This is a genomic window from Bradyrhizobium sp. JYMT SZCCT0180 (assembly GCF_018130165.1).
GTDB lineage: Bacteria > Pseudomonadota > Alphaproteobacteria > Rhizobiales > Xanthobacteraceae > Bradyrhizobium.
Genome location: NZ_JAFCLZ010000009.1, coordinates 232,231 through 257,439, shown reverse-complemented (window position 1 = coordinate 257,439; position 25,209 = coordinate 232,231). Strand labels below are relative to the sequence as shown.

The 25,209-nt window shown below is 60.0% G+C and carries 30 protein-coding genes and 1 tRNA gene; 15 read left to right on the top strand and 16 right to left on the bottom strand.

Features of this window, described 5'->3' with window-relative positions; translation table 11 throughout:
* Positions 1 to 553: 553 nt before the first annotated feature.
* Genes JQ641_RS15890 through JQ641_RS15880 form a run of 3 tightly spaced genes read right to left on the bottom strand, consistent with a single transcriptional unit; the run spans position 554 to position 4,669 of the window.
* Complete coding sequence (locus JQ641_RS15890) at positions 554 to 1,954, bottom strand: S8 family peptidase (RefSeq protein ID WP_211996877.1); 1,401 nt, start codon at positions 1,952 to 1,954, stop codon at positions 554 to 556.
* A gap of 39 nt (positions 1,955 to 1,993) precedes the next feature.
* Positions 1,994 to 2,839, bottom strand: a complete 846-nt coding sequence (locus JQ641_RS15885) for a phosphatase PAP2 family protein (RefSeq protein WP_211996876.1) — start codon at positions 2,837 to 2,839, stop codon at positions 1,994 to 1,996.
* A gap of 42 nt (positions 2,840 to 2,881) precedes the next feature.
* Complete coding sequence (locus JQ641_RS15880) at positions 2,882 to 4,669, bottom strand: adenylate/guanylate cyclase domain-containing protein (protein WP_211996875.1); 1,788 nt, start codon at positions 4,667 to 4,669, stop codon at positions 2,882 to 2,884.
* A gap of 690 nt (positions 4,670 to 5,359) precedes the next feature.
* Here JQ641_RS15880 and JQ641_RS15875 point away from each other — a divergent pair.
* The 7 genes from JQ641_RS15875 to JQ641_RS15850 all read left to right on the top strand — a co-directional run bounded on the left by JQ641_RS15875 (position 5,360) and on the right by JQ641_RS15850 (position 10,879).
* Positions 5,360 to 6,784: an outer membrane protein gene (locus JQ641_RS15875; protein WP_211996874.1), complete on the top strand. Its 1,425-nt coding sequence runs from the start codon at positions 5,360 to 5,362 to the stop codon at positions 6,782 to 6,784.
* Between the two features lie 378 nt (positions 6,785 to 7,162).
* Complete coding sequence (locus tag JQ641_RS15870) at positions 7,163 to 7,450, top strand: hypothetical protein (protein ID WP_211996873.1); 288 nt, start codon at positions 7,163 to 7,165, stop codon at positions 7,448 to 7,450.
* Between the two features lie 528 nt (positions 7,451 to 7,978).
* Positions 7,979 to 9,445, top strand: coding sequence for a KAP family P-loop NTPase fold protein (locus JQ641_RS15865; RefSeq protein WP_211996872.1), 1,467 nt, complete (start codon positions 7,979 to 7,981; stop codon positions 9,443 to 9,445).
* Positions 9,446 to 9,449: 4 nt separating this feature from the next.
* Positions 9,450 to 9,953: an ATP-dependent DNA ligase gene (locus JQ641_RS37950; protein WP_249150462.1), complete on the top strand. Its 504-nt coding sequence runs from the start codon at positions 9,450 to 9,452 to the stop codon at positions 9,951 to 9,953.
* Between the two features lie 2 nt (positions 9,954 to 9,955).
* Complete coding sequence (locus tag JQ641_RS37945) at positions 9,956 to 10,195, top strand: DNA ligase-like domain-containing protein (RefSeq protein ID WP_249150461.1); 240 nt, start codon at positions 9,956 to 9,958, stop codon at positions 10,193 to 10,195.
* Entirely contained in the window at positions 10,192 to 10,362 is a 171-nt protein-coding gene (locus JQ641_RS15855; RefSeq protein WP_211996871.1) for a hypothetical protein, read from the top strand. Before JQ641_RS37945 ends, JQ641_RS15855 begins: the two co-directional genes overlap by 4 nt.
* Positions 10,363 to 10,675: 313 nt before the next feature.
* On the top strand, positions 10,676 to 10,879 hold the full coding sequence (locus JQ641_RS15850; RefSeq protein WP_211996870.1) for a hypothetical protein: 204 nt from the start codon (positions 10,676 to 10,678) through the stop codon (positions 10,877 to 10,879).
* A gap of 763 nt (positions 10,880 to 11,642) precedes the next feature.
* Here JQ641_RS15850 and JQ641_RS15845 read toward each other — a convergent pair.
* Positions 11,643 to 12,269: a hypothetical protein gene (locus tag JQ641_RS15845; RefSeq protein WP_211996869.1), complete on the bottom strand. Its 627-nt coding sequence runs from the start codon at positions 12,267 to 12,269 to the stop codon at positions 11,643 to 11,645.
* A 150-nt stretch (positions 12,270 to 12,419) separates the two neighbouring features.
* Here JQ641_RS15845 and JQ641_RS15840 point away from each other — a divergent pair, with 150 nt between their 5' ends.
* Both JQ641_RS15840 and JQ641_RS15835 read left to right on the top strand, forming a co-directional pair.
* Positions 12,420 to 12,725 (top strand): hypothetical protein, encoded by a 306-nt coding sequence (locus JQ641_RS15840; protein ID WP_211996868.1) that lies wholly within the window; start codon positions 12,420 to 12,422, stop codon positions 12,723 to 12,725.
* 401 nt (positions 12,726 to 13,126) lie between these two features.
* Positions 13,127 to 13,387 (top strand): hypothetical protein, encoded by a 261-nt coding sequence (locus JQ641_RS15835; protein ID WP_211996867.1) that lies wholly within the window; start codon positions 13,127 to 13,129, stop codon positions 13,385 to 13,387.
* Positions 13,388 to 13,641: 254 nt separating this feature from the next.
* Here the strand turns inward: JQ641_RS15835 and JQ641_RS15830 are convergent, their stop codons facing one another.
* The gene (locus JQ641_RS15830) at positions 13,642 to 13,956 is read right to left on the bottom strand and encodes a hypothetical protein (RefSeq protein ID WP_349628565.1); all 315 of its coding nucleotides are present in this window, start codon (positions 13,954 to 13,956) and stop codon (positions 13,642 to 13,644) included.
* Here JQ641_RS15830 and JQ641_RS38695 point away from each other — a divergent pair.
* Together JQ641_RS38695 and JQ641_RS15820 are read left to right on the top strand one after the other, a co-directional pair.
* Positions 13,943 to 14,362 (top strand): hypothetical protein, encoded by a 420-nt coding sequence (locus JQ641_RS38695; protein ID WP_349628564.1) that lies wholly within the window; start codon positions 13,943 to 13,945, stop codon positions 14,360 to 14,362. The genes JQ641_RS15830 and JQ641_RS38695 overlap by 14 nt on opposite strands.
* A 939-nt stretch (positions 14,363 to 15,301) precedes the next feature.
* The gene (locus JQ641_RS15820; protein ID WP_211996866.1) at positions 15,302 to 15,499 is read left to right on the top strand and encodes a hypothetical protein; all 198 of its coding nucleotides are present in this window, start codon (positions 15,302 to 15,304) and stop codon (positions 15,497 to 15,499) included.
* Between the two features lie 944 nt (positions 15,500 to 16,443).
* Here JQ641_RS15820 and JQ641_RS15815 read toward each other — a convergent pair.
* The 10 genes from JQ641_RS15815 to JQ641_RS15770 all read right to left on the bottom strand — a co-directional run bounded on the left by JQ641_RS15815 (position 16,444) and on the right by JQ641_RS15770 (position 21,835).
* Positions 16,444 to 16,815, bottom strand: a complete 372-nt coding sequence (locus JQ641_RS15815; RefSeq protein ID WP_211996865.1) for a hypothetical protein — start codon at positions 16,813 to 16,815, stop codon at positions 16,444 to 16,446.
* A gap of 163 nt (positions 16,816 to 16,978) precedes the next feature.
* Complete coding sequence (locus JQ641_RS15810; protein WP_211996864.1) at positions 16,979 to 17,176, bottom strand: hypothetical protein; 198 nt, start codon at positions 17,174 to 17,176, stop codon at positions 16,979 to 16,981.
* 97 nt (positions 17,177 to 17,273) lie between these two features.
* Complete coding sequence (locus JQ641_RS15805; protein ID WP_211996863.1) at positions 17,274 to 17,978, bottom strand: hypothetical protein; 705 nt, start codon at positions 17,976 to 17,978, stop codon at positions 17,274 to 17,276.
* A 20-nt stretch (positions 17,979 to 17,998) separates the two neighbouring features.
* Positions 17,999 to 19,522 (bottom strand): terminase large subunit domain-containing protein, encoded by a 1,524-nt coding sequence (locus JQ641_RS15800; protein ID WP_211996862.1) that lies wholly within the window; start codon positions 19,520 to 19,522, stop codon positions 17,999 to 18,001.
* 7 nt (positions 19,523 to 19,529) lie between these two features.
* The gene (locus JQ641_RS15795) at positions 19,530 to 19,814 is read right to left on the bottom strand and encodes a hypothetical protein (RefSeq protein ID WP_211996861.1); all 285 of its coding nucleotides are present in this window, start codon (positions 19,812 to 19,814) and stop codon (positions 19,530 to 19,532) included.
* A gap of 432 nt (positions 19,815 to 20,246) precedes the next feature.
* The gene (locus tag JQ641_RS15790; protein WP_211996860.1) at positions 20,247 to 20,531 is read right to left on the bottom strand and encodes a hypothetical protein; all 285 of its coding nucleotides are present in this window, start codon (positions 20,529 to 20,531) and stop codon (positions 20,247 to 20,249) included.
* Positions 20,528 to 21,013, bottom strand: coding sequence for a hypothetical protein (locus JQ641_RS15785; protein ID WP_211996859.1), 486 nt, complete (start codon positions 21,011 to 21,013; stop codon positions 20,528 to 20,530). Before JQ641_RS15785 ends, JQ641_RS15790 begins: the two co-directional genes overlap by 4 nt.
* A 104-nt stretch (positions 21,014 to 21,117) precedes the next feature.
* Positions 21,118 to 21,363, bottom strand: a complete 246-nt coding sequence (locus tag JQ641_RS15780) for a DUF6074 family protein (RefSeq protein ID WP_211996858.1) — start codon at positions 21,361 to 21,363, stop codon at positions 21,118 to 21,120.
* Positions 21,360 to 21,647, bottom strand: a complete 288-nt coding sequence (locus tag JQ641_RS15775; RefSeq protein ID WP_211996857.1) for a hypothetical protein — start codon at positions 21,645 to 21,647, stop codon at positions 21,360 to 21,362. Before JQ641_RS15775 ends, JQ641_RS15780 begins: the two co-directional genes overlap by 4 nt.
* Positions 21,644 to 21,835, bottom strand: coding sequence for a helix-turn-helix domain-containing protein (locus JQ641_RS15770; protein ID WP_211996856.1), 192 nt, complete (start codon positions 21,833 to 21,835; stop codon positions 21,644 to 21,646). Before JQ641_RS15770 ends, JQ641_RS15775 begins: the two co-directional genes overlap by 4 nt.
* A gap of 144 nt (positions 21,836 to 21,979) precedes the next feature.
* Between JQ641_RS15770 and JQ641_RS15765 the strand changes: the two genes are divergently transcribed.
* The 4 genes from JQ641_RS15765 (at position 21,980) to JQ641_RS15750 (ending at position 24,269) form a co-directional block, all read left to right on the top strand.
* The gene (locus JQ641_RS15765) at positions 21,980 to 22,519 is read left to right on the top strand and encodes a hypothetical protein (protein WP_211996855.1); all 540 of its coding nucleotides are present in this window, start codon (positions 21,980 to 21,982) and stop codon (positions 22,517 to 22,519) included.
* Positions 22,516 to 23,760, top strand: a complete 1,245-nt coding sequence (locus JQ641_RS15760) for a site-specific integrase (RefSeq protein ID WP_211996854.1) — start codon at positions 22,516 to 22,518, stop codon at positions 23,758 to 23,760. The genes JQ641_RS15765 and JQ641_RS15760 overlap by 4 nt, the downstream gene beginning before the upstream one ends.
* 80 nt (positions 23,761 to 23,840) lie before the next feature.
* Positions 23,841 to 23,927: transfer RNA gene (locus JQ641_RS15755), tRNA-Ser, on the top strand.
* Between the two features lie 72 nt (positions 23,928 to 23,999).
* Positions 24,000 to 24,269 (top strand): hypothetical protein, encoded by a 270-nt coding sequence (locus JQ641_RS15750; RefSeq protein ID WP_211996853.1) that lies wholly within the window; start codon positions 24,000 to 24,002, stop codon positions 24,267 to 24,269.
* A 25-nt stretch (positions 24,270 to 24,294) separates the two neighbouring features.
* Here the strand turns inward: JQ641_RS15750 and JQ641_RS15745 are convergent, their stop codons facing one another.
* The gene (locus JQ641_RS15745; protein ID WP_211996852.1) at positions 24,295 to 25,107 is read right to left on the bottom strand and encodes an aspartate dehydrogenase; all 813 of its coding nucleotides are present in this window, start codon (positions 25,105 to 25,107) and stop codon (positions 24,295 to 24,297) included.
* Positions 25,108 to 25,209: the final 102 nt, after the last annotated feature.

The following is a 25,209-nucleotide window of genomic DNA, read 5'->3' as shown; positions in this document are numbered from 1 at the left end:
TCTGTGCGTGCAGGGGCGCAAAGGATTTGTGCGATGATTGAGACGGTTACAGCAATTATGGGCCTGGTGAGCGCGGCGATTTTCCTGGCCCATGCGTTTGAAGGCTATCGTTCCCGGGCCTGAGTTTCAGGTCCTGCCTGGGGCATTGGCCCCGGGCAGAAAGACGCATCACCTCTTTCGAGGCGGGAGATTCGGAAAGCTTTAATAAATTCGGACGAGCATCCAGAGTGGCAGGTGTTTCATGCGCAACCACGATTTGGTCTCCAACGGATTCCTCGCACTGACCACGGCCAGCCTGGTGCTGCTGTGCTCGAGCTTGCTGGCTTTTGCGCTCGGCTAGGATCGCAAGCCCTCCCTCGCCCAGTGCGTTTCGCGGAACTCCTTGTGCGCCTCACCTTGCGCCATCAAAACGGATCATCCTTGTCCCCCGTTCGGATCACATCTCTGAATCGGAGATCGCCTTCGGTTTGGGCGGAACGAACAAGCTCAGGCCTGGTCAAATTTGCCACTCAGATGACCGCCATTTGCTCGAAGGCCCGTGGCTGCGTGCTGCTCACGGAATAATGCCTAGGTCCCGCCCCGCAGCCACCGGCCGAATGATGCCATAGCCGTAATCGTAGTTGGGCACAGCGCTGCCCGCAGGCAGCGCCGTCGCCTGCAACACCCCAATCATGGTTGCCGGATCCGTCGCCGTCGGCGGCCGCCGGGTTCGCAGCGCGGCGACGCACCCGGATGCGACAGCGCATGCTGTCGACGTTCCCGTGTCCGGCGCGAAGCCGCGTGGGCCCCGCTGGATCTTCGAGCCGAGAAACTGCGTGTAGGCGGTGATGTCCGGTTTCTGCGGAGGCATGCCGGCGATAGACGGCCCTTGCGAGGAATAACAGACGCGCACGTCGTTGACGTCACAACCGGCGAGCGTCAGCACTTCGTCATATGCGTTGGCGCCCATGATCGTTCCCGCCGTCAACTGCAGACACACAGCACTTGGGCAGCCGCTTCCGCAATTGCCCGCAGCGAAAACCACGTCAGCGCCGAATGCGTTGAGAAACCGGATGTACAGTCTGAAGATGTGATTGGGATTGTCGATGTAGCGCCGCGGGTCGGCGGGCGGATATTCGTCGAGGCTCGGATGAAATATGCCCCAACTATTGTTGACCACGAGCGCGCTCTGCGCAATGAAGCCGAGCGCCCAGCGCCAGAGCAGGACCCAATAACCGCGCATCATTTCCCCGATCGTTGCGCTGACGGTGTGCTCGCCGGCCGGCCGCCCAAGCAGTAGCGGATAGTCGAGCAGCGTCACATTCGGGGCAACCGCGAGCACGCCGTAGGCGCACATTGTGCCGTGACCGATGCGATTCCGGCCCGGGCTCGTCGCCACGGTCGGTGGCGTCCATGAATTGCCAACATCGAGCGCCGGGTTGAAACCAAGCTGCCTGGCGAGGTGCCGCCTGTAGATGCCGGTATCGACGATGGCGACGGCAACGTTCCCACCATCAAGGCCGTTGTCCTGCAGCGTCTCCGTGTCGAGGTCCTGCCGAACCGCATTCGTGTCGCCCGTGGCCTGGCTTGCGCCGTTGGCATACTGGCCAATTAGATCCGGATCCGACCAGACCGGTTCGCCATCGTTGAGACGCAATTTGGCGAGGCTGTCTGGAGCAACGTAGGCGCGGATCAGGAATTTCCTCGAGTTCGCCGGCGCGAGGAGTGCGTGCGCTTTTTCGCCCCTTTCCTTGATCAAGACCCCCGGTTGGTGATCGGCGCCGTCCCAGATCGGCACTGCGCCGAACTCACTGTCGATTAAAAATTCGAGCGTCGCGTTCTCGTGCGCGTAATCCCGCATCGTGTCGGCTGGGCTCTGGCCTTCGAGCAAGTCATTCGCGGCCTGGACGAGCGCGGGGTGACTATTGCGCTGCGCCAACACCCGTACATAGCCGATACCTTCCCCAGGTTTCATGGCGACCTCCCGGTCCCGTGGTTTAGGTTGCCCGCGATCTCACAGCCATTCGGCCTGCGCGAGCGCGAACGTGGCCGCGTAGAATGGGCAAGCCACGAGGAAAGGTTTCAGGGCGCGCGCTGCGTTCGCGCCTGCATCGATGTCCTCACGATAGTGCAGTCCAGCGATTATCCGGTTCATCCCAACTCGCGCGGCCAACGCTGCCAATGGCTGGGCGTATTGAGGCAGCAGGTCGGCCAGGCATGCGGACGTGAGCGTGCCAATGAGCGCGTGCCCGGCAGGATAGGCTGGGTGCCCCGGGACCGGGACTGGCGGATACAGCGTCGCGCAGACCTGGTTTGGACGCGGCTGGTACCAATAGGGCGGCGGGCCGCCGCCAGCCAGGTTCGGATATTGGAGTTTGAGCTGGACCATCGCGAACTCGCCGACCCGAGCCATGAGCTTGATCAGCAGGAACGTCTGCGGATGGGACGCGCGGCTGATGTTGAGAAGTTGCAACCAGCGCAGCTGAAAATTCTGGTTCTCCTCGACGATTTCGCCAAGCGCTTCCGGCCGCTCCGCGACGGCAAGCACCAAGAGCTGGTCGATCATCGCTGACGTAACCGGATAGGTGGGTGCCGGCAGCGCGACCGCCGTCTGCCAGTCTTGGCCTCCGATCCGCGCAGCCAGGAACTCCGGCAGGATCGCTATAGCGCGCAGATCGGGATCCCATTCAGCGTCCCTGAACTTCGCGTTGTAATCCCGCGGTATGACGATCTCGGCAAGGGGCCGGTCGGCCCGCATGGCAAAGACGGGCGTTCCATCGCCACCGCCCGAACTACCCGCCCAGTTTCCTCCGAACCAATTGCCACCAAACCAGTTTCCTCCGAACCAATTGCCCCCCATGACGGGACCCTCCTCTGGTTCGCTGCCAAATGCAGCGCGGTTTCAATCTGGCAAACCTGCCTGCCGTAAATGATCAATGAAGCGCTCCCGCAGACCTGCTCTGAAAGGGCATCGCTCACTGTAGGCCGAAAGTTTGAATCGAGGCTGTACGTCAAGAAGCGTCTTGGTAACGGTCCGCGCTTCCGCGCTTTGGCCCGTCGCGATATAGGCGGCTGCTAAGACACGCAGGTTAGCGGACAACCGTCCGTTCAGAGTTGCGGTCTTGCGTGCCCATACAACCGCCTCATCGTAGTTGCCATTGATATAATGCGCTTGGCCGAGGAACATCAGGTAAAAATAGGCCTGCGTGTCGGCTGGCGATAGACGCAATCCTTGTTCAGCGCGCTTAATCGCCGATTGACCTTCCTCAAGGTACCCGTACACGCCACTGCTAAGGGTCCAAGCCATAGCATTCCCGGGTGATGCGCTCAACGCCCTATCGAAGAGGTCGAGCGCTGCACCGTAGTCCTTGAACAATAGCGCCTTTGAGTGACCAAGAACGGCTAACGCGAAGCCGTCGGCCGGCGCACGATCGACCGCGGCAGCGGCAAGGCGCGCCGCTTCCGCCGCATCGGGACCTCCCTCGGCGCCCCAGCCTTGCGCGACATTATGAATGTGCCAGAGCGCTGCATAGGCATAGGCAGTCGCATAGTTCGGATCCGCGGTAATCGCGGCTTGTAGCAGCTCGCCTGCTTTACCGAAGTCATAGAAATTCATGCGATACATGAAGTCGATCGCCTTCATGAGCAACTCGTAGGCATTAAGATTGTCCGACCGCTTGTGGAGCGCCCGCTTCAGCTCGGCCTCCCGCACCTGAGGTGCGATGCTCCACACGATGCGCGTCGCAATGCGGCTCTGAAATTCGAACAGTTCGGATACATCCCCGTCATATTGATCTGCCCACAGCACGATGCCGGCTTCGACGTCCTTCAACTCAACTCCAATGCGAAGCTGCTTGTCGGCTCGGCGGATGCTGCCACTCAAGACGTACCGGACACCGAGTTCTTGGCCGATTCTCTGGCTGTCGATCAGACCGGTGCGATAGGGAAACGTGGACGTGCTGGAAATGACGAATAGGCCACGAACACTCTGAAGCGCGACAACGATCTCGTCGGCTGTCCCATCGCCGAAGTAATCGTCCTCCGGGCTCCCTCCCTGCGTGCGAAACGGCAGTACCGCGATAAAGGGAACCTTGGCCTGCCGACTCGCCCTGCCGCCACTCGGCGGTAAACGTTCAGCTTCTGGTAGCAAAAGAGAATAAGCATGCACAGGTCGCGACAGATGCTTGAGGCGGAGTAAGCCCAGGTCTTCTACTGAAACTTCGAGCCGGTCCTTGATACCCTGGTACATGTCGTGTGAAAGTACCACGCCGCCCGCCGGCGCTGACTGCTCGAGCCGCGCCGCTATATTGACGCCCTTTCCGAAGATGTCTTCTGATTCAACGATGGTCTGCGCAACGTTGAGGCCCATCCGAAACTGGATCTTCCGATCGTACCCCTCTCGGCTCTGCGCCGTGGCGACTTCGTGCTGCATGGCCACCGCGCACCGAGCGGCATCAAGCGAGGAATCGAACGAGGCGAGAAAGCCGTCGCCCGTATTCTTCACGATCTTGCCGCGGTAGGAGACGATGCACGGGTTGATCACGCCGAAGCGAAGTGTCCGCAGGCGGATGTGAGTAGTCTCCTCCGCAACCTCGGTTAGGCGAGCATAGCCAACAACGTCGGCGGCCAGAATAGCGAGCACGCGCCGCGTTGGCGGAACTTCGCCGATATCGGTTCCCGGATGGTTCACCGCATCACCGCACTTGTCCCGCGCTAGGCGAGTGGTGACAGTATAGCAGAACCAGCCGCTCCTGACATCGCCTGCTGATCGTCGATGAGCGAACTTAGATTTAGGAAAACATGGCAAGGGTAGTTGGACTATGCAGTTTGTGCCATCGCTTCCGGCGGTATTGGCAGGCTGGAAAAGTGGGCAACTGTATCCAACTTGGCGCGGCCCAAGCGATCTTCTTCAACCATTTGCCGTCGAGGCGGGAGATTCGGAAAGCTTTGATAAATTCGGACGAGAATCCAGAGTGGCCGGTGTATCATGCGCAACCACGATTTGGTCTCCAACGGATTCCTGGCACTGACCACGGCCAGCCTGGTGCTGCTGTGCTCGAGCTTGCTGGCTTTTGCGCTCGGCTAGACCCGCCGGTAGGCAACTGACGGGCCCAGTGCTCCGGCATCAACGCGGGGCGCATCCGACGAATCCTCCACTTGGCATTGAAGGTTGGCCGCCAATCAGCACTTGCTCAACATAACGTGCCGCCGCATGCGCACTGCGGGTTATCGCCCACCTCTCCGCCTGCGCGCAGACAAGCGATCTATCCAACCATCGCCAGGGTAATATGATTCCCGCTCAGGTGTTGCAGCGCGGTCACACACGCTTCCGCGCGATTTGATAGAGTGAATCGGGTCATACGATTAAAGGGTGCTGGGAATGAAGCGTTTGTTGCTTGGTTTGGTGATCGCGGTCGCCACGGTTGCATCAGCTCAAGCGGCGGATCTCGCGGCAAGGCCGGTAAAGGCTCCGATCGCCGCGTCGGTCTACAGCTGGACTGGTTTCTATATTGGCGGCAATTTCGGTTATGGAGTCGGGCACAATTCCAGCGAACCGTTCTTCGGCGCACCTCCGACCGACAGGGTAACACTCGCCCCGCGCGGCGTGCTCGGTGGCCTACAGATCGGATATAATTGGCAGGCAGGCAATTGGGTGCTCGGCGCCGAAGCCGACTGGCAGTGGACGGACCAACGGGATTCGTATTGCTTTAACTGCATCAGTTTCCCTCCTGGCGTTATTGGTCGTGGCGTCGCCCAGGAGATGCCGTGGTTCGGAACCGTGCGCGGACGGTTGGGATATGCGGCCGGCCCGGCCCTGTTCTATGCCACCGGCGGCTTGGCGTATGGGGAAATCCGGCAGACCCTGGATTGCTGTTTCGGCGCGCCGACCGCGACCGCGACGAATAGCAAGACCGGATGGACGGCCGGCGGCGGCGTCGAGGCCGCGCTGGCCGGCAACTGGACTGCCAAGGTCGAATATCTCTACGTCGATCTCGGCAGTGTTTCGAACACGCAGATCATCCCTCTCGCCTTCGGCGGTGGTACGCAAGTCGCCACCAGCGACGTGCGCAACCATGTCGGACGCGTCGGCGTGAACTATAGATTTGGCGCCCCGCCGGCCCCGGCAGCTGCGCCTATGTTCGCCAAAGCTCCCGTTCTGCTCGCCTACAACTGGACCGGCGCTTACGTCGGCGGCAATGTCGGCTATGGCGTCGCCCGCAATGCTGGCGTCCAGACCTTTGCACTTCCCAACGATCAACTCACCATCTCGCCCGATGGCGTCGTCGGTGGCGCGCAGGCCGGCTACAATTGGCAGTCCGGCAGTGTCGTGCTGGGTCTGGAAGGCGACTTTCAGTGGAGCGGCCAGAAGGACACGATCTGCAGACTATGCCAGCCGACGCTGGGCACGCTGACGCAGAATTTCACCCAGGAGATGTCGTGGCTCGCAACGGCGCGCGGACGGCTGGGCTATGCCGCCGGACCCGCGCTGTTCTACGTCACGGGTGGTGCTGCGTTCGGTGAGATCAAGACTACCATCAACCAGCAGAGTCCGCCCCTGAACCAGACATCGCAGTTCAACAGCACCAAGACCGGCTGGACCGTCGGCGGCGGCATCGAGGCCGCGCTCGGCGGCAACTGGAGTGCCAAGGCCGAGTATCTCTACGTCGATCTCGGCAACGTCACCTACACGGTAACCCAGCCTGGATTCGGCCCCCTCACGCTGGCCACTGACGTGCGCGATCACGTCGGACGCGTCGGTGTGAACTACAAATTCGGAAGCGGTCCGGTCGTCGCCAAGTATTGAGACGGCGAGCGAGCGGCGTTGGCAGCAACTTTCGCCCGGTCGACCACAAAACCTGCCTCGCATCGACCCGCGGACGACGTGCCCTGCTCTCTCGTCAGGAGCGTCATCCTCAAATTGGGTCCAGGTTCGCATTGCGTTCGACTCCGCCCTACGCTAAGCGACTGAAATTACTGGTTTGGAAGGGTGGCCGAGTGGTTTAAGGCACCGGTCTTGAAATACGCCCAGCCCGATATGGTCCCGTCTTGCCTGATACCGGTCTGTTTGTTTTTCCGGCGATTTCTGGCGGACCTTGTCCCGGTGAATTTGGCTGATTAGGTCTAGTCCTGCGCTGTTTGGGTCCAAACTTGGGTCCAGCACACGAATAGAAGGACAGGCGACGTGGGTGCATTCGTTTTTGGCCAAAAATGGCCCGATGAATTGGCTCGGGGCGGCAATACGTATTGGATCGGCTTCGACCACACGACAAGCCGAATTCAGCGGCCCGGGGTCTTCGTCCTGGGCAAAGAGTGCACGTCGATTGCCGAAATCGAAGCCATTGTATCTACGCTGCATCGAGAGCTTGACGAAGCGCTGAACCAGGCGCGCGAAAAGCTTGAACCGCAACCTGCAAGACAGGGCGAGTTCCAGGCGCAGGTGGGGCCGCAGCGTTCTGGCAGACGTCGCTAGAACATCGAGCGAGACCCCGAGAATGGCGAATGATGATCCGACCAGTCTTAGGATGGGCTTTGGCTACCACCAGGCCCGAGCCTCTGGCCTTGGCGGAGTGCGTACGGATCGATCTCCAAACCAAGTGAATAGGTACGTCAGCGCGAGCAAGGCTGCCCGAGAAATACAACGTGCTTGAGGCTGATCCAGACTGGCGCCCATTTGTGGCGCATTGGCTTCAGGCCGGTCTCGGAGCGCCCGAGGTTGCCTACATGCTGTCTCTGGCCCAAATCTATGCGCGCCAGACGGCGCGCGGGTTTTCCCTAAAGACCAAATCGCATTATCGCCCCTACATTTATTGAGACTTGCTTGCCGGTGCCTGCCGCCCGGGCACGTCTTGGCCAATGACGTTCCTTACCTCGGGGCGAAGGTCCGCCCCGCCACAGCGCCAAACGCTCCTGTGAATAGCGGGAGAAGGCCCGACAATCCTCGGTAGGTTCCATCTTCGCGTGTCAACGTTGGGGACACCCCGATTCGGAGGGAAGCGAAATGACTGCCGCGCCGGCTATTGATGAGATTTGGGCTCGAGACCGTCTTGGGAGAGCGGCAGATGCTGGATTTCTCAAATCGTTTCTCTTGAACCGCATTGTTGAGCGGGAGAAAGCTGGCCTCCCCGCCTCTTACGTCCTCAACATAGATGCTCAATGGGGACAGGGAAAATCGTTCTTTCTTTCCCGTTTCGGTCAAATGTTGCGGGGTGATGGATTCCTCGTTGCCGAAGTAAATGCCTGGCAGGATGACCATGCTGACGATCCACTTTTGTCCGTCATGGATGCGATCGACATCGCCGTTACTCCTCTGGTGAAGCGCGAGAGGCGCGCGCGAGACCGCTGGAACGAGGCCAAGCGAACTGGTGCCGCCATAGCAGTCGCGGCGGCCAAGGGCGCCACCATCCAAATTGCAAAAAAAGTCATCGGCTCTGGAATTGAGGAAATTGGCTCCATCTTGCAAACCGGTGTCCCCGCCGACTCCGACAAGGCCGCTGACGCATTAGCAAAGTCCTTGGGCGACATCCTAGACGAACAGGGCAAAGCCTTACTGGCTACCTTTCGCGAAGGGAAAAGGACCATTGCAAAATTTCGCGATAGCCTCTCCGAATTCCTCAAGGTGGCCGCCGCCAAGAATCAGCCGCTCCCTCTTTTCGTCCTAGTCGACGAACTCGATCGCTGCCGTCCTCCCTTCGCAATCGCAATGCTGGAGCGAATGAAGCACCTCTTCGAGATCGACCAGGTCGTTTTTGTCGTCGCCACAGATACGGTACAGCTCAGCCATTCAATCGGCGCCGTCTACGGCGGGGGTTTCAACAGCGGAGGCTACCTTTCGCGATTTTTCAATCGTACCTATTATTTCGATGAGACCTCAAAAGGGGATTTTGTCCATGGCTTGTTTGAGCAGATACCACTCGATCCCGCCAAGATTTCGCTTCCCGAAAGCACGGATATTCCAAGTTATTTGACCGGCGGCTTTGATTTTTTTGGACTGTCTCTTCGCGATATCGAACAGGTCTACGACATACTCCGGAGCGTCGTTACCGCATGGAATAGTCAGTTGAAGCTTGAAATGGCCGTCCTATTTCCCCTAGCAGTCGCGCATCAACAGAAGCAACATCTGGCGCTTGACGGCAACTTCGCCACGAGCCTCAACCGACTTGCGCAAAAACTGGGCGGAGATCAGTTCGAGTGGAGAATAGCCTTCAGGCCACTTCGACGCGGTGAACAGCCTGCAAGCGTTTCGGGCGTCACTCTAGCTAGCGATTTCGTTGTGCACTCCGAGCGAGGACTGAACAATCTAAACGATGAGGTGACGGCGCTGCACTCGAGATGGGTTGTTCAAAGGTTGCAGGAGGAGTTTATTATGAGTCCCGCCAATCGTTCGACCGCGGCAAAGGTGCCGTCAGCCATTCGGCGATATCCCGATATGGTGCGCAGCGCCGGCAGACTGCTGCCGCAACAATGACGACATGAACCACATCGGCCCGACCCTTAGCTTCGTGGCAAGAAACCCGCCGGTTCGCGCCGGCGGGCTAGACGATCGGCGAGCCTTAGTTGGAAGTGGTCGCGGCAGGACTCGCGTTTTCAATGCCCTCGCCTATCTAAACCGGATGCGTACGAGTGCCTTCGAACCCTGCATCCCGACCCGCGCCACCAAGGTTCCGACCTCCAAAAGCTGGATCCATGAGGTGAAGCACGATGGCTACCGGCTGATCGTGCACCGCGAGGGCAAGCGGGTGCGGCTGTTCACCAGGAATGGACACGACTGGAGCGACAAGTACCCAATGATCACCGAGGCCGCGCTGCGCATCCGGTCAACGTCGTTCGTACTAGATGGTGAAGCCGTTCTGCTAGCCATCGACGGCATTTCCGACTTCGACGGCTTACATTCCCGCAAGCACAATGACGAGGTGCAGTTCTACGCCTTCGACATGCTGGTGAGCGACGGGATGACATCCGGAAGCTGCCGCTGACCATGCGGAAGACCAACCTCGCCCGGCTGCTGGCGCGGCGTGTGGACGGCATCTTCATTTCGGACTTCGAGCGCGGCGAAATCGGGCCAGAACTTTTCCGGCACGCCTGCCTCATGGGCCTGGAGGAATTGGTCTCCAAGCTGGACGATCGGCCTTACCGTCCCGGTCGGTCTCCTCATTGGGTCAAGGTCAAAAACCCCGCCTCGCCGGCCATGAACCGCGCGAAGGATGCTTTTTCATGAACGTCTGGGTCTACGTCGATACCAGCAACCAGGTGGGAGACCCCGACCATCTGCAAATATTCGCCAGCGAGGCCGCAGCCGATGCATGGTTTCGAGATCATGATCCTGAGGGTGTGGCGTTCGAATATCCTGTCAAAAATAACGGTCCGAAACGCGCGTTCCCCTGATGGAGCGGCGCAAACGGCCCCGGCGCGGAGAACGCCACACCAAGGCCGCCAACCCTGAGCAGGGGTTTTCTCCCGGTCGGGGGCTGAGGAATCTACCGGGAGCGCAGAATCGATTCTTGGGGCGCTTAGGAGTTCCAAAGAAACGGCCCCAGCGTGCGCGGTGGGCGAACACTGGGGCCGGCATTTCCTCGAATGAAGCTCGGGGGGACGTTGCATCCATTCGGTCGTGCACAACTAAGCGATCCGGTCAGGAATTGTTCCGCTCCCTTAGCGGTCGGCTCATTTCGACATTCCTACGGAGGATAACGTCTCGGTGAACGAAACCGATTGCCTTCCCCCACGCAGTCGTCCGGAAACGAAGCTGGCGCAGTCTCACCGTCACAGGCAACAGGGGATTTTCAAAATGATTGCTCTCACAGTCACCGCCATTTTAGCCGTCTGTGCCGGAACATTGATCGCGCTGGCATCGAGCGATTTCGGCCCCGAACTAGTCCTCGCCGTTGTCAGCCTCGTATAAGTACGGCAACAAAGAAAAAGCCCCGCCTTCACCCGGCGGGGCTAGTGGGGTTGGTGCGTCTCGAAAAACGCAGGGCATACTTGCCGGTTTTCCCCGAGTCTCCATCAGGAGAACTACTGACTGGTCCGAACTAATTCGGGGCACCCCGACGCATGGTAGCCCCGCCTGCGCACCATCGGCACACAGGCGGGACAACTAGCTCGCCAACGTGTACGCCTTTCGGAGTCGTTCTTGGATTGCCTCTATGCGGCTTGCCCAACGGCCTGCCCTGGCATTGCGAGTCGTTATTGCTCGCCAACCTGCATTCGCCGTTGGCACAATCGCGATCGAGATCCCGTGAAGAGGAAAGTCGTCGAACGCCTGCAACTCCTCGTAAAATAACCATGCGAGATCAGTGCTCGAAATTTTGGTTTTCGCCATCCTTGCTGGCTCGCTGTTAATAAGGCTCGGCCGGTTTGAGCCGGGCACCGGTGATGAAAAGTGCTTAGATAAAAAAACAACTCTAGCGCGAGTGTCAGTGATTCAGCCAGCGTTTCCAGTCAAAATACGACCCGTAACAGCGCGGATACCCCACCCGTGCGCGCCCAAGCGCACAGGTGGGAGCACTATCAGATGCCAGCGAGGCACTTCCCAAGAATGGCAAAAGCAATGCTGCCAGGCGAGCATCGAGCCTTATCGATGCTCGCCTATGTTTGGCGGCGGACGCGCGAGGCAGAAACAGGTCCCGCGAGTTTGAAGCAGGCGCGGCCCGCGTACAGTCGGATCAGGCGCATTCGGTCAGCACCGGCTCGTTGCTCTCCCTGTCGCAGTCGTCGAGCTCGCGATCGTTGATGTCACCCAGGACGCCGCAAACCGTCCAGCCAAGGGACGGCTCTCCGTCCCCGTCCGGCTCCGCGCCGTCGTGCTCGTCCTCCATGTCTCTCATGCCACTACAGGCCCAGCGCTCTTGGTCCCCCCACTCTTGCCGCTCCAGCGAACCGAGGGATGGTTCGTCATCGCAATCGTCGCCCTCGGGATCGGCAACGTTAGAACCTTGAGGCCGGTCCTGATTGAATGACTTCGATTGCCATGGGGTGCGGCCCAGCCAATCGCCGCCGATCGTGACTGGCTCTAGAAAGCCTAGGGACGGCTCCGCGTCGGCGTCGTCGCCCTCGTCCTCGGGTTCGCAGTCGATCGCCATATGGTTCTCGGTGCTGTCGAGAAACCGGATCAGCCGGTCAATCTCGTCTCTGGCGTCCCTGCGGAGCTTGCCGATCGCTCGGAACAGTTGTTCGGGCGTGATGTCGGTCGGAAGGAAAAGCGAATCCTGGGGGCTCCTGGAGTCGCTGGCGGGGGTATCTGAAGACGTGTTTAGGGGTGGCGTGCTATGCACGCTGTCAGCCTGGGTCATTTGGATTCCAGTCCTTCGTGGCTCGGGTTAGAGCCGGGGCGGAAGTTACAGCTTCCCCTCGGCTCGGTTATTTGCTAAACATTAAATATGAAGAAGTCAATAGTTGCTAAACAGAAAAGCCGCGGTCGGCCTGCAACAGGCCAGACACCCATGCTGGGTTTTCGAGCTACAGACGAACTGCGCGGCAGAATTGTGCATTGGGCGGAGTTTCAGACCGACACACCGAAGCTGTCGGAAGCCGTACGCCGGCTGGTCGAACTTGGCCTAACCGTGAAGACGAAATCGGCGCCTTCGGAGCGACAGCGCGCGGCCCTCGCGGATCTCGCATCAAAAGCGATTGATAGTTTGACGGTTGGCACAGCTGACGGTGAAGAAAAGGCAAGCCGGAAGCGTCGCTTGATCAAAGGGCCGGAAGAATTTCGAGAAGCCCGCGTCGATCGCCCAAAGAAGAAGTGACGCCGATGGACGGAAAGATATTCAACAGCGAAGGAGATTACGTCGCCTTCGTCCGTGCGAATGCAATTTATGATCTATCCGGCAACAAGCTATATGAACTCAGGGGCCAAAATATCTACAAGACTACCGGCGAACTAGTAGGACATCTAAACTCGACAGGTGCGGACAAGCGGTTGGACAAATCGACGGACAAATTGTTTCCTAGAAGATAGATCGGCCGGCTCGTCGAACTGGGACTGAAGTCAAAAGGGAAATAGCTGCAGAGGAGTTGTCCGATGCGTAAAGCCCGCGATTTTGACGCTGTTGAATATCTGCTGATCGCGGGCCTTTCAGTCGTTTGGGGCGGCGCGGCATGTCTGGCAGTCTTAACGATGTGGGGCTGAAGGCGAAGGGGGAAATAGATGGACCTGCTTTCGTCGAAAAACTTCCCGCACCGGCTTGTAGAGCTCGGCCTCACCGTAGGAACGAAGGCCTCGCCCAGCCAACGGTTGAGAGTAGCGCGCGCCGATCGCGCCAAGGATCTAGCCGGGAAGACAATCGAAAAGATCATCGATCCCGCGGCAACGTCTGAAGAACAAGCCCAGCGCAGACGGCGGCTAACGAGAGGGCCTCCGGAGTTTCGTGAGGCTCGCGTTGATCAGCCGAAGGCCAAAGGGAAGTGAGCGCGGCGGGCAACGACGACAAAAGCCCGCTGATCGATCTCATTAGCTGCATCGTATGCAACCGAACGATGAAGCTCGAAAAAAGCTCCCCTGACGATGAAGGAAGAGACATCATTCAATATCGATGTGGACTGTGTAACAGAATTGAGCAGGTGCGATTATTGCGCCGAAGTCGAGATTCGACGGACTGATCCAGCGATTTGCCAAGCCCCCTCAGGGGCGGCTTTCGCACGATTGAGTTTGCCCTCGCTCGTTCACTTCGGGGCCTGAAGGCCTGGAGATGAAACCCATTCGTTGATATGGGATGCCATCTCAATCTGGCGCGCCCTGCGGATCAGGTCGTCTCGCTTGACGCCGCTCGGTATGCCTTCGGCCTCGCTGCGAAGGCGTTTGGCCTCCGCACTGCGAAAGCGTTTAGCCTTCTCAACCATGCGCTCTTCTAATGGTGCAGTTTGTGTGAAATGGCGTCGCTGCATCGCGCTGCTCCATTCCATTGAGAGGAAGGCGGGAGCGCGACCGGCGTTCTCATCACCGATGGAGGCCACTGGCGGTGCGGTGATCCCTTTCAACGGCCCGGACTTCTGTCCGGTTCCCGACAAGCACCGATTTAATGAAAGTTCCGGAGCGGCGGGCGCCCTGTTTCTGTGGCGCCACGATCGATATGGCGGTAACCGACCGTCACGTTCACGAAGCGCACATGGATTCGCAGCACGCATGAAGTTCAGCACTGACCGCCCCTATTCCGATCCTGAAAAGGCCGCGCGCAAGCTGCTTGAAATCGCCAACGCGACCGAGCCGGTAGACGGAAAGATTTACATCGAGAAGATAAACGCGCCGATGCTCTACCTGGAGCGCGCCACCCCGGCCGAATACAAAGCCGGCCTTGATCTGGCGATATCGCGCGGTTGGCTGGTGCTGCACGAGAGCGGCACCTTCGTGAAGTTCACGCCAGCCGGTGCGGAGCTGTTTGCATAGGCAAACCTGCGCGCAAATCGTGTTGATCTAGATCAATAATGCCTCAGCTCGGCCGGGTCGAAATCCCGGGATGAACCAGCGCCAGCAACGGGACTGGGTGCAACTCGCGGGATACGCCTCGCTGATTCTCGCGATGGTGGCGCTTGTTGTTGTTGGGGTTTCCCTGACTTCACCGTAGCCTTGAGCAGCTCAAAATGGCTTCGGCAGTCGCGCTTGCGCCGCCCGCGAAGCGGTTAGTTAGGACGGGTACCAATTGCCTCTCGACTCAGGGCGAATACCGCATCGGTCGCAGCCAAATCGGACCGCGCCAACGCTGTGCCACTGATGTCGACGGCGCTTAGTCATGGACCAAAATTTTTTTCGCTGTCGCTTAAAGAAACGGCCCCAGCCCTCGGGAGAGGCAACTGGGGCCTGGTCGGCTAGGGATTAGATAGCCTCATACGTCGGGCTGAGTGACGCATTGCAGACCTAAGTCTCGGCGGTCGCCATCGTTCCCTAATGTACCTGGCGCGGTACTGGTCCTGTTTCGACCCGCATTTGAAATAGTTCCTCCCCATCAAACTTTTCCCGGAGTGAGCAATAATGACCACTATGTCGGCTGCGGGACATGCCAGATTATCCCGATCACCGCACCGCCTTCGGCTTCCATCGGTGACTGAGAGTGTTGCGCTCCCGCCAGACCAAAAGGGATGCACATCACATGCCCCAACCCCATGCCCGTCCTGAACCGTCGCTGATTCCAATTGAGCGGCCCCGCTGCCCCCAATGTTCTAAACGAATGATGCTTACGAGCATCAGCCCGGCCTCAGAGGGTTATGACAGCCGGACCTTTGGATGCCCCAGTTGCAATCACACAATGATGCGCACCGCCCCGTGCGATTCGATGTCGGACAAGTCGGGCTGGCAATACAGCAGCCTCAAAGCCCCGGAGTGAAGTCCATGCAGCGCCGCCGTTTCAACCACAGCACGACACTTGAAGAACGCTTGATCGATTTGGCTCGACGGGTTCGGTCAGATGTGGAGACGCTTGCGCCATGCAGTGAGCGCGACGATTTGATCCAGAAGCTTCGCCAGATTGAAACGGCACTTGATATGAGCGAGTTCCTGTTGTTACCCACTAGCTCAAATCGCTCGTAAGGCCGCCTCAGTTGGCGGCCTTTTTTCATTCCTGAACCGCAAAAAGAGCGGCCCCAGCAGGGGCTGGCTGTGCTGGGGCCGCCCATTCCAGCCGCAACGCCGAAAAATGCGCCAACGGCGCCAAAATTAATGCAACTTGGTTGGATCGTCCCCGGCTACTTTGAAGTACCCCGAGGCCTTCGAGAAGCACGTTGCGCGCCCCGGAACCCCTGGGCCGGAACAAGAAGTGCAAATGTCATTCTAGGTTCAAAATATCAGCCTAACGTATGGTTTTTTGTAATGGACTAAAATTTTTTATCATGGAGTGAAATTGTGAGTGATGTGCAGGAATTTGATAGATTGGTCGGCGCTCGGTTCAAGATGAGTGAACTCGGAGCCACTCGATTGCGATCGCTGGCAGGCAAGACAGGGATCGTTGTCGAGGTTTCCCATCGGAATACGGGTGTCACCGTGCTGTTCGATGGCGCAAAAAGACCGAGTTGCCTGCACCGGGATTTTATCACGCCGATCTCGCGGTAACGCATCGGCATCGGCGCCGGACCGAACAACTCGACGAGACAGCTCCGCCGGCCCTAGCTCGGAGTCACCACCCCCATTGTAATCAAAGCGTCACAGACGTGCGGCAGGCTTAGCCCGCCGGGATTTAAAGACCCGGCCGGGGAAATGCCGATGCCGCCAGCGAATATACTCCGCTCTGGCCGGCGTTGTGCCGCATGAGAAGGAACTAAACCCCTCGTCAAGGGACGACAAATGATTGATCAACAGTTGACTCGCTTGCGTACACACCGCAGCAATATTCAACGCTATCGCAACCTATTGCAGACCAGCCTGACCGAGCTCGAGCGCCAGTTTGTCCAAAGGCGCTTGACCGAAGAGCAATCCAATCTGGAGAGGGTGGTCACTTCACTTCCGAACGGGGTGAAGTGCGCCCCGCCTCCTCTGGCTTAGCAAAGCGCGTCGCCAAGACCTTCGGCCTTCAGCTTTCGCTTCCTGTACGCCCTTTTCGGTTTGGGCGGCGGTGCCGGCGGATCGAAATGCTTTCGGAGTCGGTTGCTCAAGCTCACGGCCATGTATCGGGCCAGCGACGTTTCATGGAACAGATCGAGGCCGCGCATCGTCTCAACGATGGCGAGCAGCGGGATCGAATCGAACGCCTCAATCCAGGCCAGCCCTTTGTCCGTCCAATCCCGGCGACATGACATCACCGACGAAACGGCGCTGATAACCGGATCGATCAGCGCACCATCGTTTCCCTCGGATTCTACAATGGTACGGATCAACAGCGTGACGTGCTGCGGCCCCTGAAAATAGATCATCCTTTGTAGCCGATGACGGGCCGCCTCATCGATCGCGGGCGGCTCCAAGCTCGCAAGTAGCCCGGTCAATTGCTCAGCTGCCCAGCGCTCGCGCTCCAGCTTGTAGCCTTAGTCCACGATGGGCTCCAGGGCGCCGCTGGCACGCCCGGCTTTGGGGCGGCCTTCACTTCCCTCGACCCGTCTCCAGCGTAATCGACGCTCGGAGATTGTTCTTCGTGACGTGCGAGATTTCCCCGCGCTCGATCATCTTCGTAAGCCGCGAAACGACCCCCGCTTCCAGCGCTTGCACGCCGGCCGTGTCGAGATCGCCGGCACCGGCGCGAATCATTGCGCGATCGTCTTTGCTCAGTTCAATGGGCATGCTGTTCTCCGTTGTTTGAGTAGCCGGGCGACAGCGGTGGCTTCTGCCGCCCGGCTTTCGCGCTCTGCCCGTTGTTGGATGCCGGGCGCTCGCGGTCCTAAGCCGTTCGAACCAATTGCGGTCGTTGCGGCGTGTCTTCGCGTAGTTCTAGGGCGATATCGTCCGCCGCGACTTGCGCCGCCCTCGCCGCCGTCGTCAGCGCGCTTTCGATTTCGGTCAGTTCCTCGATCTCGGGTCCGTGACGCTTCTGCAGTGCGCCCCGCTCGAGTTCGGCGCGAAGCGCGGGGCTGATTGCCACCATGTGAGCTTTCGCTTCGAGCACGGCTTCTACAAAGAGCGGGTCGGCATCGGATCCAGCGAGGATGCTGACAGCCTGCTTGTGCGGCATCGTCCGCAAGATTGCCCGGGCTTCCGCCTTCTGAACTTCTGAAAACTTCGGTTCTGCGGTCCCCGGCTTGATGCTCGATCGCCGGGCGGCCAAAGCCTCATTCGCGGCCTGGAGTTCGGCCTTCGCCTTCTCCAGCACCGGCGCCACTAGCGCGGCATGGAATTTCTTGAGTTCTTCGCGAATGCCTGCCGTCGTGTAACGTCCGCTCGATTCCAGTTCCTTCTTCCGGGCCTGGAATGCGTCGCTGGCGGCCAAGGATGCATCATAAACTTCGTTTTCGAGCTTCTTGAGCGTGCCGTTCCTCTCGCTATCCCAGCACCAGGCGCCGACGCGAGCGCCTCGCACATACGTTGTGCGGCCGTAGGCTTGAACGCCGTGCAACTGAGGGCGGCCTCGCCAGTTCTTCGAATCCATTATCAGCGACATTGTCTCTCCTAGTTCCATGTGACGACGTGGCCGGGTTTGATTTCCTGGCCTTCGGGGAAAAGTGATTTGGGAAGCGCCGGCGCGGTGTTTAGTTTGATGCCGTCGGAAGAATAGCTGCCGAATTGCGCCGGTGCCGCCTGGTGGCGCGCTGACGTGAGATAGACCAGTACGCCCGCAACTGAGTTGGCGACGTCGTCCTTTGCGCCCGGGGCATGGTCGATGCTGTCGCGCCCTCCGCGTGCCGTGCGCCTCTCCAGGCCGTGCAGTTGCGTGATTAGCCGGCGATTGTCGAGAAGGTCGACCTCGCCGCTGTTCAGCCGCGGGAGGAAATCGCGATAGATTTCGCTCTTGGAGAGATCGGCCGGCCGATAGGCGATGCCCACTTTCTTGAAGGCCTCGGTAACCCACTCCGCCGCATACCTGTCCCCCCGGACACTCCGGATGCCGTAGCTCTTCAGCAGCGTGGCGAATTCGGCCACCGCGGCATCGGGCGAAAACGGCGCGGTGATCTCCCGCACCGCATCCAGCACCGCGAGTGAGGTTTTGCGGTCCGGTGCAAGCTGGCTGTGCCCGATTGCCAACGTCATGCTGTCAGAAGCACCGCCGGACGGGTCGACGAAGGCCGCATATTGGATGCCCTGCACGCGGGACCGCTCGAGCACGCCGGGCGATGTGCAGGCGTCTAGGGCCTCCTGGCTGACAAACGCGGCAATGTCGTCCCGGAACTCAGCCAGCCATTCCGCGCGCGCCGCCGCCGGATCTTCTTCCAGCGCGTCGGCGATGATCTGAGGGTCGATCGTTGGATTGAGAAGAGCCGTTGGCGCCTGGATGACCAGGACCTTCCCCGGCTTGCCGTAGTGGGCCCGATACTTCGCATGCAACAGTCCGGCTTTTCGATATGGGCTGCTGATCCCGATGATCATGCTGCCCGGCATCGTGGCCGTTCCTGGCTTCAGGGCTTTGTAGGTTTCAACGTCCGGAGTTGCGCTGCTGTCATCGCGCCAGAATGCGATCTCGTCCAGGATGGCGCAGAGCACCGGCCGCCCGCGAACGGCCCGGAAGCTGTTGGTCGAAACCGCGATGTCGATCTTGTTGTTCAGCTCGAATCCGTAGGCCGTCTCCCGCTCTACCATGCCCTGCAACAGCGGAATGTCCGTGAAGTATGCCCGCGCATAGTTCAGGACGATCTTCGCCTGATCCCGGTCATTTGCGAGGCACATAACGAGGGCTCGCTCGCCCGGCCTCAGCTGCCCGCCTTCCCTGAACAGCGCCGCTGCGTGGGCTGCAATGACGCTGGCGATGGAATCCTTGCCGCCTCGCCGGCCGGCCACGATCCAAAGCTCCTGCACCCGTTCCGCTGGCGGGTCGCGATCGGCAACCGAGCGAAAGAACGCGATCTCCTCGGGGGACATTGGAAGGGCAAACGCCGCCTTCAGGATGGCCCGCCATGCGTTCCACGTCACCCCGGGGAACCAGGGAGCGAACAGCGCGGGATCGTCCAGAGCTTCGATTATGTTAAGGGCCGCCGTCACGTAGCGCTCACTCCGCAGCCGCTTCTGCGCGCTCCGCCGCGCGTCTAGCGAGGTGATCCTGCAGGGTCGGTGCCGGAGACTTGCGCTTGCTGGCCTTCTCTCCGAGTGCGGACAGAATGCGCTTCGCGGTGCCCGTCAGCCGGATCAATTGATCGCCATCCACGGGGGTGCCGTTGACTAGATCGGACTGGAGCTTTTCGGCCTTAAAGGTCAGGGCCGCAGCCTGCCTGATCAGGCCGCGGTCGACCTCAGTCAGGCTTCCACCGACCTCCGCCTCATAAGCGCGGACCAAATCACGGAATCGACGCGCCGAACTGGATCGGCCGTCTACGTTTGTAAGCAGGCGCGTCCCGTTGGAGACCTTACTCCGAGTGGTGGCGCATGAGTTAGCGGTAGTATCGCGAGCATGTTGCATACCGAAGAGATGACACACACGCGCGCGATCACAAGTGGACGAACCCCCTGTGCCGCGGGCCTAACTGTTAACGAGCGTTGTGCGCTGTTGAGCGGTGTTATGGAGCGCTGAAGTATATTTTGGGCTTGGTCGGGAAAGCGCGGTGGTGGGGCCGTATCGCGGTGCTGTCGCTCACTCACTCGCGCCGCCCACCGCATCACCAAACCGGTGCCTAGTAGATCGGAACTGCTTGAATTTGTTGGGCGGTGCCGTCTCTTTCGCGCGCGCTGGACCCAAATCTGGACCCAACCGGAGGCCGGACGACCGCATTCAGCCCGCCGGCTCGGCTTTTTTCTTGCGGCTCGGCGTTTGCGTTGGGCGGACTTTGATCAGCTTCTCACGGGCCGTCGAAAGGATCTCGCTCTTAAAGGCAAAGACGGTACTCTTACCCGCGTGGTGCTTATAGACCGGGATCATTTCGTCCTGGATCTGCTTCCTGATTTGGCTAACGGTGAGGCCGCGCCACGCGGCCATTTGCTCATGGCCCTGCAGCAAGTCGCAGTCGCTGGCGGGGAGCAGTGGTCCGGCAGAGTCGGCGTTGGACGGAAGCTTCACGCTGCGTCCTCCCTACCCGAGATATAGATAGTAGTGGTGGTTTCCGCACTGACGCATGTAGTGGTGGTTTCCGCACTAAGAGATTCCGATTTTGAGTGTCGGTTATCGCCACTGAGGATTGGCGGTTTTCGCCACTGGGATTTTGTTTTGGCTGGGTTTGGTGCTTTTGCCTTACGAGCCGCGGCGGCGACTCCTTCGGCTTGTTCTTCCCCGACCTTCATCCATTCGTGGGTGCCGTCGCCGACGTCATGATCGCTGCGGCAGAATGTCAAGCGATAGAGGCTCGGCTTGCGCCATTCGGCGTTTCCGGCCCGCCCGCGTTCGGTGACCTCAATAAACCCAAGCGCTACGGCCTCCCTGACTGCGGGGCCGATCGCGTGGCGGTGGATCCCATAGCGTTCGAAGTCGTCATAGGTGACGGGAAGGCGTCCGTTCATCGTTCCACCGTGCCGGCACAGCTCAATGGCGATACGGTCAATCACCCGATGACCTGATAGGCTTAGGGCCCGATATGCGGGCGACTCCAACATATCGAGGCGGCGCGGCGAAAAGGCGGCTCCAATCGCCGTGCGTCTACGTCGCGACCTCATGCAGCGCCGTCCGACGCCGAGATGCCAAGCTGAGATCGGATAGCCGCTTCCATGCACCCTAATTCGCGGGCAATGGTGTCCTCATCGATGCCCCTGCGCCGCATCGTCTCCGCTTGAACGTCGAGCTGTTGTTGGATGTGCCGCTGCGCGGCATCTGGGCCGATCTCCGATGCGTACCTGACCTGGCGATCGATAAGCGGACGGCGCCGGGCCAGCGGGAATGGATAGATCACTGCGCTCATGACATCTCCAGTTCTGCTTTTTTGAGGATCCGGGCCGGCAGCGCCACCAGCACCGTGTGGGCGTCTGGCTCGATCTCGCCAGCGTATTCACGCGTGCATCGGAGCAGCGCTTCTTTGGTCCGGCAGTAGGACCGCCCGCGCCAATCGTCCCCCCGTGCCCTTTCTGGCGAGCCGCGGCGCTGTAAAATCCACTGCAGCCCGTCGCGGCACTCGATAACTCGCCAAGCGCTGTTCAGCACCGCTACGATACGCGGATAGTCGTCCGCCGTTTCGCGGTCGCTCATTTCGCGCCCGCGTCTTCCAGCATCCTGTGGAAAGCCAGTTTCGGCACCCGGATCAGTTTTCCGATCCTGATCGTGGGGATGTCACCGCGCTTTGCTGCTTCGTAGCTGCCGTTGCGAGTTAGGCCGAGCATGGCGCCGGCTTCTGGGACCTCGTAAACGAGCCTCCGATCTTGCTCATCGCCTGTCATCGAACGCGTCCTTCGCTAGTAGTGGTGAATTACGCCTACTACACGCCTATACGGTCCCGACCCGCCTCGCAAGCAAATAGTGGTGGACGACGCCCTCTATTCGTTCTATACCCTTCCGTCATGATCGGTGGCCTTAAGTCATACTTGCCGCGATTTTCCGAGATCGTTGGCATTACTCCAGCGGCGCTATATGAGCGGCAACGCGCCTTAATGCGGCTTGGATTGTTGGTTGCCGGCGCCGGACGTGGCCCAGGTAGTGGTGTAAAGCTGTCGGCCGACAGCCTCGCTGTGATGATTATCTCCGTCTTAGCCACTGAGAGTCTCTCCGACATCGACAAGCGTATGCTGCGCTTGTGCAATGCCCGGCCTAGTGAGGGGGAAAAGTGCGCTGTCACAGGTGCAGGAACCTTGCGACAGGCGGTGGCAACATTGCTCGCCGACCCCTCTTTTTCACGGGAGGGTGAGCGCATGCTCTTTTGCGGCGTTGAGGACTATCGGAAGGCTCAAATCGACTATTTTGAGCGCGGTTCGAATGTTCGCTTCACTGTGTTTGCGCTCAAGGAACGGTCGTGGCCGCGGATCACTAGGAGTGGACGCATAGACTCGGGGCTTATCCGCGTCATGGTCGACGACCTCGTTGCAGTTCTTCCGGCGAAATCCTTGAATCAAGAGGGCAAAGCATGAAGCGACCTCACGGTGACGGCGGCATCGACGAGCGCGGCCCGAACAAGTGGCGCCTACGCTACCGGGTGAACGGGAGGCGGATTTCCGTCGCCTTCTCAGGCACAAAAACCGAGGCTCGCTCGAAGCTCAGAAGTTTGCTGGATGCCGCCAGCAAAGGCGAGCACGTCGACCCCAGCAAGGTGACAGTGGGGCAATGGATTGATCAATGGATCCTTGCCGGCGCGCCCGGTCGGAAAAAGAAACGAGTCTCCCAGAGGACACTCGAGCGTTACGAGCAACTGTTGATGACCCACGTTGAGCCCGTGCTCGGCGCCCGCCCCTTGCAAAAGCTGAAGGCGGCGGAAATCGACAAGCTCTATATGGGCATGGCGACTGCCGGTGAGATCGCACCCCGAACTCAGCACCATGTGCACGTCGTTTTCGGTGCACTGCTGGCTACCGCGACGCGCAAGGGATTGATTGTCGCAAACCCCATGTTTCGTGTCGAACAGGTGCCCAATCCAGAAGAGCGGCTATCTGATGATGATCCGGCGGAGGATGCAGACGACGACATCGGCGAGGGACTGGACGAAGCACAGCTTGCAGCCTTAATTGCCGGCTTCAAACCGTCGTCCCTCTTCCCGGTGGTCGCGCTTGCCGCTGCCAGCGGGGCGCGTCGCAACGAGCTCCTGGCGCTCCGCTGGACCGATCTCGACCCGGATAAGAAAACCCTCAGGATCGAGCGTGCATGGGAGCAGACCAAAAAGTTCGGCCTGCGGCTAAAACCGCCCAAGACCAAGCGCGGGTTGCGAACCATCGAACTCGACGACGGCACCATCAAGATCCTGTTGGCGGAGCGCGAACGCTACCAGCGCTTTCAGGCGGGCATCCCCGACGGCGCCGCGGACGTGGACCTTAGCCTCATCCGCCTGCCCGCCCGGGCCCTGATGTTTCCAGGCGCCCCCGAAACGGGCGTAGAGTTCGACGTCTCGGTGCCGCGCAACCCCCGCAATTTCTCAAAGGAGTTCGCCCGGCGCGCGGGGCTGCTCGGCTTCGGAGCAACCAGATTCCATGACTTGCGGGGCATCCATTCTACCGCCCTCCTCGATGGCGGGATCCCCGTGCACATCGTTGCCCAGCGAATCGGCGATGACCCGGCGGTGCTGTTGCGGAACTACGTGAAGCGGAAGCGGACGAAGGCCGCCGATGCCTCTCTGTCGACCGCGATCGGCGCGCTGGCAGCTGGATTTCTTGGGTCCTGAGGGCGATTGGGTCCAGGTTGGGTCCCGTTTCCGGCCTGTTCTTGATCTTCTGGTCGCTAAGTGCTTGATACCGCTGCAACGGAAGGGTGGCCGAGTGGTTTAAGGCACCGGTCTTGAAAACCGGCGTGCCTGCAAGGGTACCGTGGGTTCGAATCCCACCCCTTCCGTCAAAATTAGGCGAATATCCGACCCATCCTGTTATCCTGGGCTTTTCATCCCTCAAGCTTTGGCAAGTGGCCATGAGTGATCTCGAAAAAGCGACGCGCGTGCTGGACGCCTTGAAAGCTGCCGAAGATCAGCCGGCGCAGTTGGCCTTGCCGATACTGAACGGACTGGTCGGCCTGGTTCAGGGAAGCGGCGAGCAGCCGCTGGAGGTCGAAGAGGCGCGCTCTGGCGCATTCATGGCGATTTGCGAGGTCGGCAAGGCGCTGCACCGCGGTCAGCCTGCGGACCAGCTTTGGTCGGCGGCGATCGGCGCTACGGAGCGCTGGATGTCGCTTGCGAAGTGAGGCCTCCCCCTCACCGCCTGAATCCTCAGGTTCCGACGCGTAAAGCTGAACCTTGCTTGCGCAGATAGGCAATGACCGAGAGTGCCGTGATGCGGCCGGTCTTGGGGTTTTCCGAGGGAATGTTCTCTATCGTCATCGAAAAGCGTGCGGAATCCGATTCCACTTCAACGCGGTGCACGTTTCGGGTCACGGTTGGATCGGCCCAGATCTGCAGCGTGGTCCGGTCGGGCCCAAGGCCCGCCAGCGACAGCGCCACGGCCACATTGAGATTTGCCGGGAAGCCCTTGGCGGCATCACGGGCGGTGCCCTCGAAAATCTTCAAGGGCTCGGTGATGCCGGCAATGTCGATGTTGTTTTCGACCAGATAGGGAGCCCCGGCGAGGCCGTTGAGCGGCTTTCGCGTCACCATCCTGACCGACTGGATATTGCCTTCCGCCGCGGCGGTGACCGCGTCGAGACCGATCAGCGCACCGGTCGGCACCACGATCTGGCCGCCGTTCTGCCTGGCCAGCGCAATGAGATCCTCGTTCTCGAGAAGCGCGCCCACGCTCAGGACGATCGCAGTTTTACCGCGGCTCACGAACGGGATGACAATCGATCGAACGAGCTTGCTTGGCGCGCACTCGATCACGATATCGGCCGCCGCGAAGAGATCGTCGATCGGCAAGACGGCGGGCGAACGCTTCAACTTGGCGAGAAAATCGCCATGCTTCGCCGGGTCCTGTGCCGATACCGCCGCGAGGACCAGACCGTCGATGCCTTGATCCAGGGCTTCCACAACCTTCCGCCCGATCGGACCAAGGCCGACGACGGCGACGCGCCGAGATGGGTTGGGCATCGTACGAACTCCCTGGAAATCGCTCACGTGTGCCCTGCATAGCATTTCCCGGGCGCGCGTCGAGAATGGCAACGCGGCCACCGGGACGTCAGAACATTAGCC

Excerpts from the sequence above, each read along its gene's own strand:
- JQ641_RS15810 (WP_211996864.1), bottom strand. The coding sequence starts at position 17,176 with ATGCCCATTGAACTGAGCAAAGACGATCGCGCAATGATTCGCGCCGGT.
- JQ641_RS15835 (WP_211996867.1), top strand. The coding sequence starts at position 13,127 with ATGGACCTGCTTTCGTCGAAAAACTTCCCGCACCGGCTTGTAGAGCTC.
- JQ641_RS15865 (WP_211996872.1), top strand. The coding sequence starts at position 7,979 with ATGACTGCCGCGCCGGCTATTGATGAGATTTGGGCTCGAGACCGTCTT.
- JQ641_RS15750 (WP_211996853.1), top strand. The coding sequence starts at position 24,000 with ATGAGTGATCTCGAAAAAGCGACGCGCGTGCTGGACGCCTTGAAAGCT.
- JQ641_RS15745 (WP_211996852.1), bottom strand. The coding sequence starts at position 25,107 with ATGCCCAACCCATCTCGGCGCGTCGCCGTCGTCGGCCTTGGTCCGATC.
- JQ641_RS15820 (WP_211996866.1), top strand. The coding sequence starts at position 15,302 with ATGCAGCGCCGCCGTTTCAACCACAGCACGACACTTGAAGAACGCTTG.
- JQ641_RS15760 (WP_211996854.1), top strand. The coding sequence starts at position 22,516 with ATGAAGCGACCTCACGGTGACGGCGGCATCGACGAGCGCGGCCCGAAC.
- JQ641_RS37945 (WP_249150461.1), top strand. The coding sequence starts at position 9,956 with ATGCGGAAGACCAACCTCGCCCGGCTGCTGGCGCGGCGTGTGGACGGC.
- JQ641_RS15815 (WP_211996865.1), bottom strand. The coding sequence starts at position 16,815 with ATGATCTATTTTCAGGGGCCGCAGCACGTCACGCTGTTGATCCGTACC.
- JQ641_RS37950 (WP_249150462.1), top strand. The coding sequence starts at position 9,450 with ATGAACCACATCGGCCCGACCCTTAGCTTCGTGGCAAGAAACCCGCCG.
- JQ641_RS15775 (WP_211996857.1), bottom strand. The coding sequence starts at position 21,647 with ATGAGCGACCGCGAAACGGCGGACGACTATCCGCGTATCGTAGCGGTG.
- JQ641_RS15770 (WP_211996856.1), bottom strand. The coding sequence starts at position 21,835 with ATGACAGGCGATGAGCAAGATCGGAGGCTCGTTTACGAGGTCCCAGAA.
- JQ641_RS15805 (WP_211996863.1), bottom strand. The coding sequence starts at position 17,978 with ATGGATTCGAAGAACTGGCGAGGCCGCCCTCAGTTGCACGGCGTTCAA.
- JQ641_RS15890 (WP_211996877.1), bottom strand. The coding sequence starts at position 1,954 with ATGAAACCTGGGGAAGGTATCGGCTATGTACGGGTGTTGGCGCAGCGC.
- JQ641_RS15855 (WP_211996871.1), top strand. The coding sequence starts at position 10,192 with ATGAACGTCTGGGTCTACGTCGATACCAGCAACCAGGTGGGAGACCCC.
- JQ641_RS15840 (WP_211996868.1), top strand. The coding sequence starts at position 12,420 with ATGCTGGGTTTTCGAGCTACAGACGAACTGCGCGGCAGAATTGTGCAT.
- JQ641_RS15885 (WP_211996876.1), bottom strand. The coding sequence starts at position 2,839 with ATGGGGGGCAATTGGTTCGGAGGAAACTGGTTTGGTGGCAATTGGTTC.
- JQ641_RS15780 (WP_211996858.1), bottom strand. The coding sequence starts at position 21,363 with ATGAGCGCAGTGATCTATCCATTCCCGCTGGCCCGGCGCCGTCCGCTT.
- JQ641_RS15845 (WP_211996869.1), bottom strand. The coding sequence starts at position 12,269 with ATGACCCAGGCTGACAGCGTGCATAGCACGCCACCCCTAAACACGTCT.
- JQ641_RS15875 (WP_211996874.1), top strand. The coding sequence starts at position 5,360 with ATGAAGCGTTTGTTGCTTGGTTTGGTGATCGCGGTCGCCACGGTTGCA.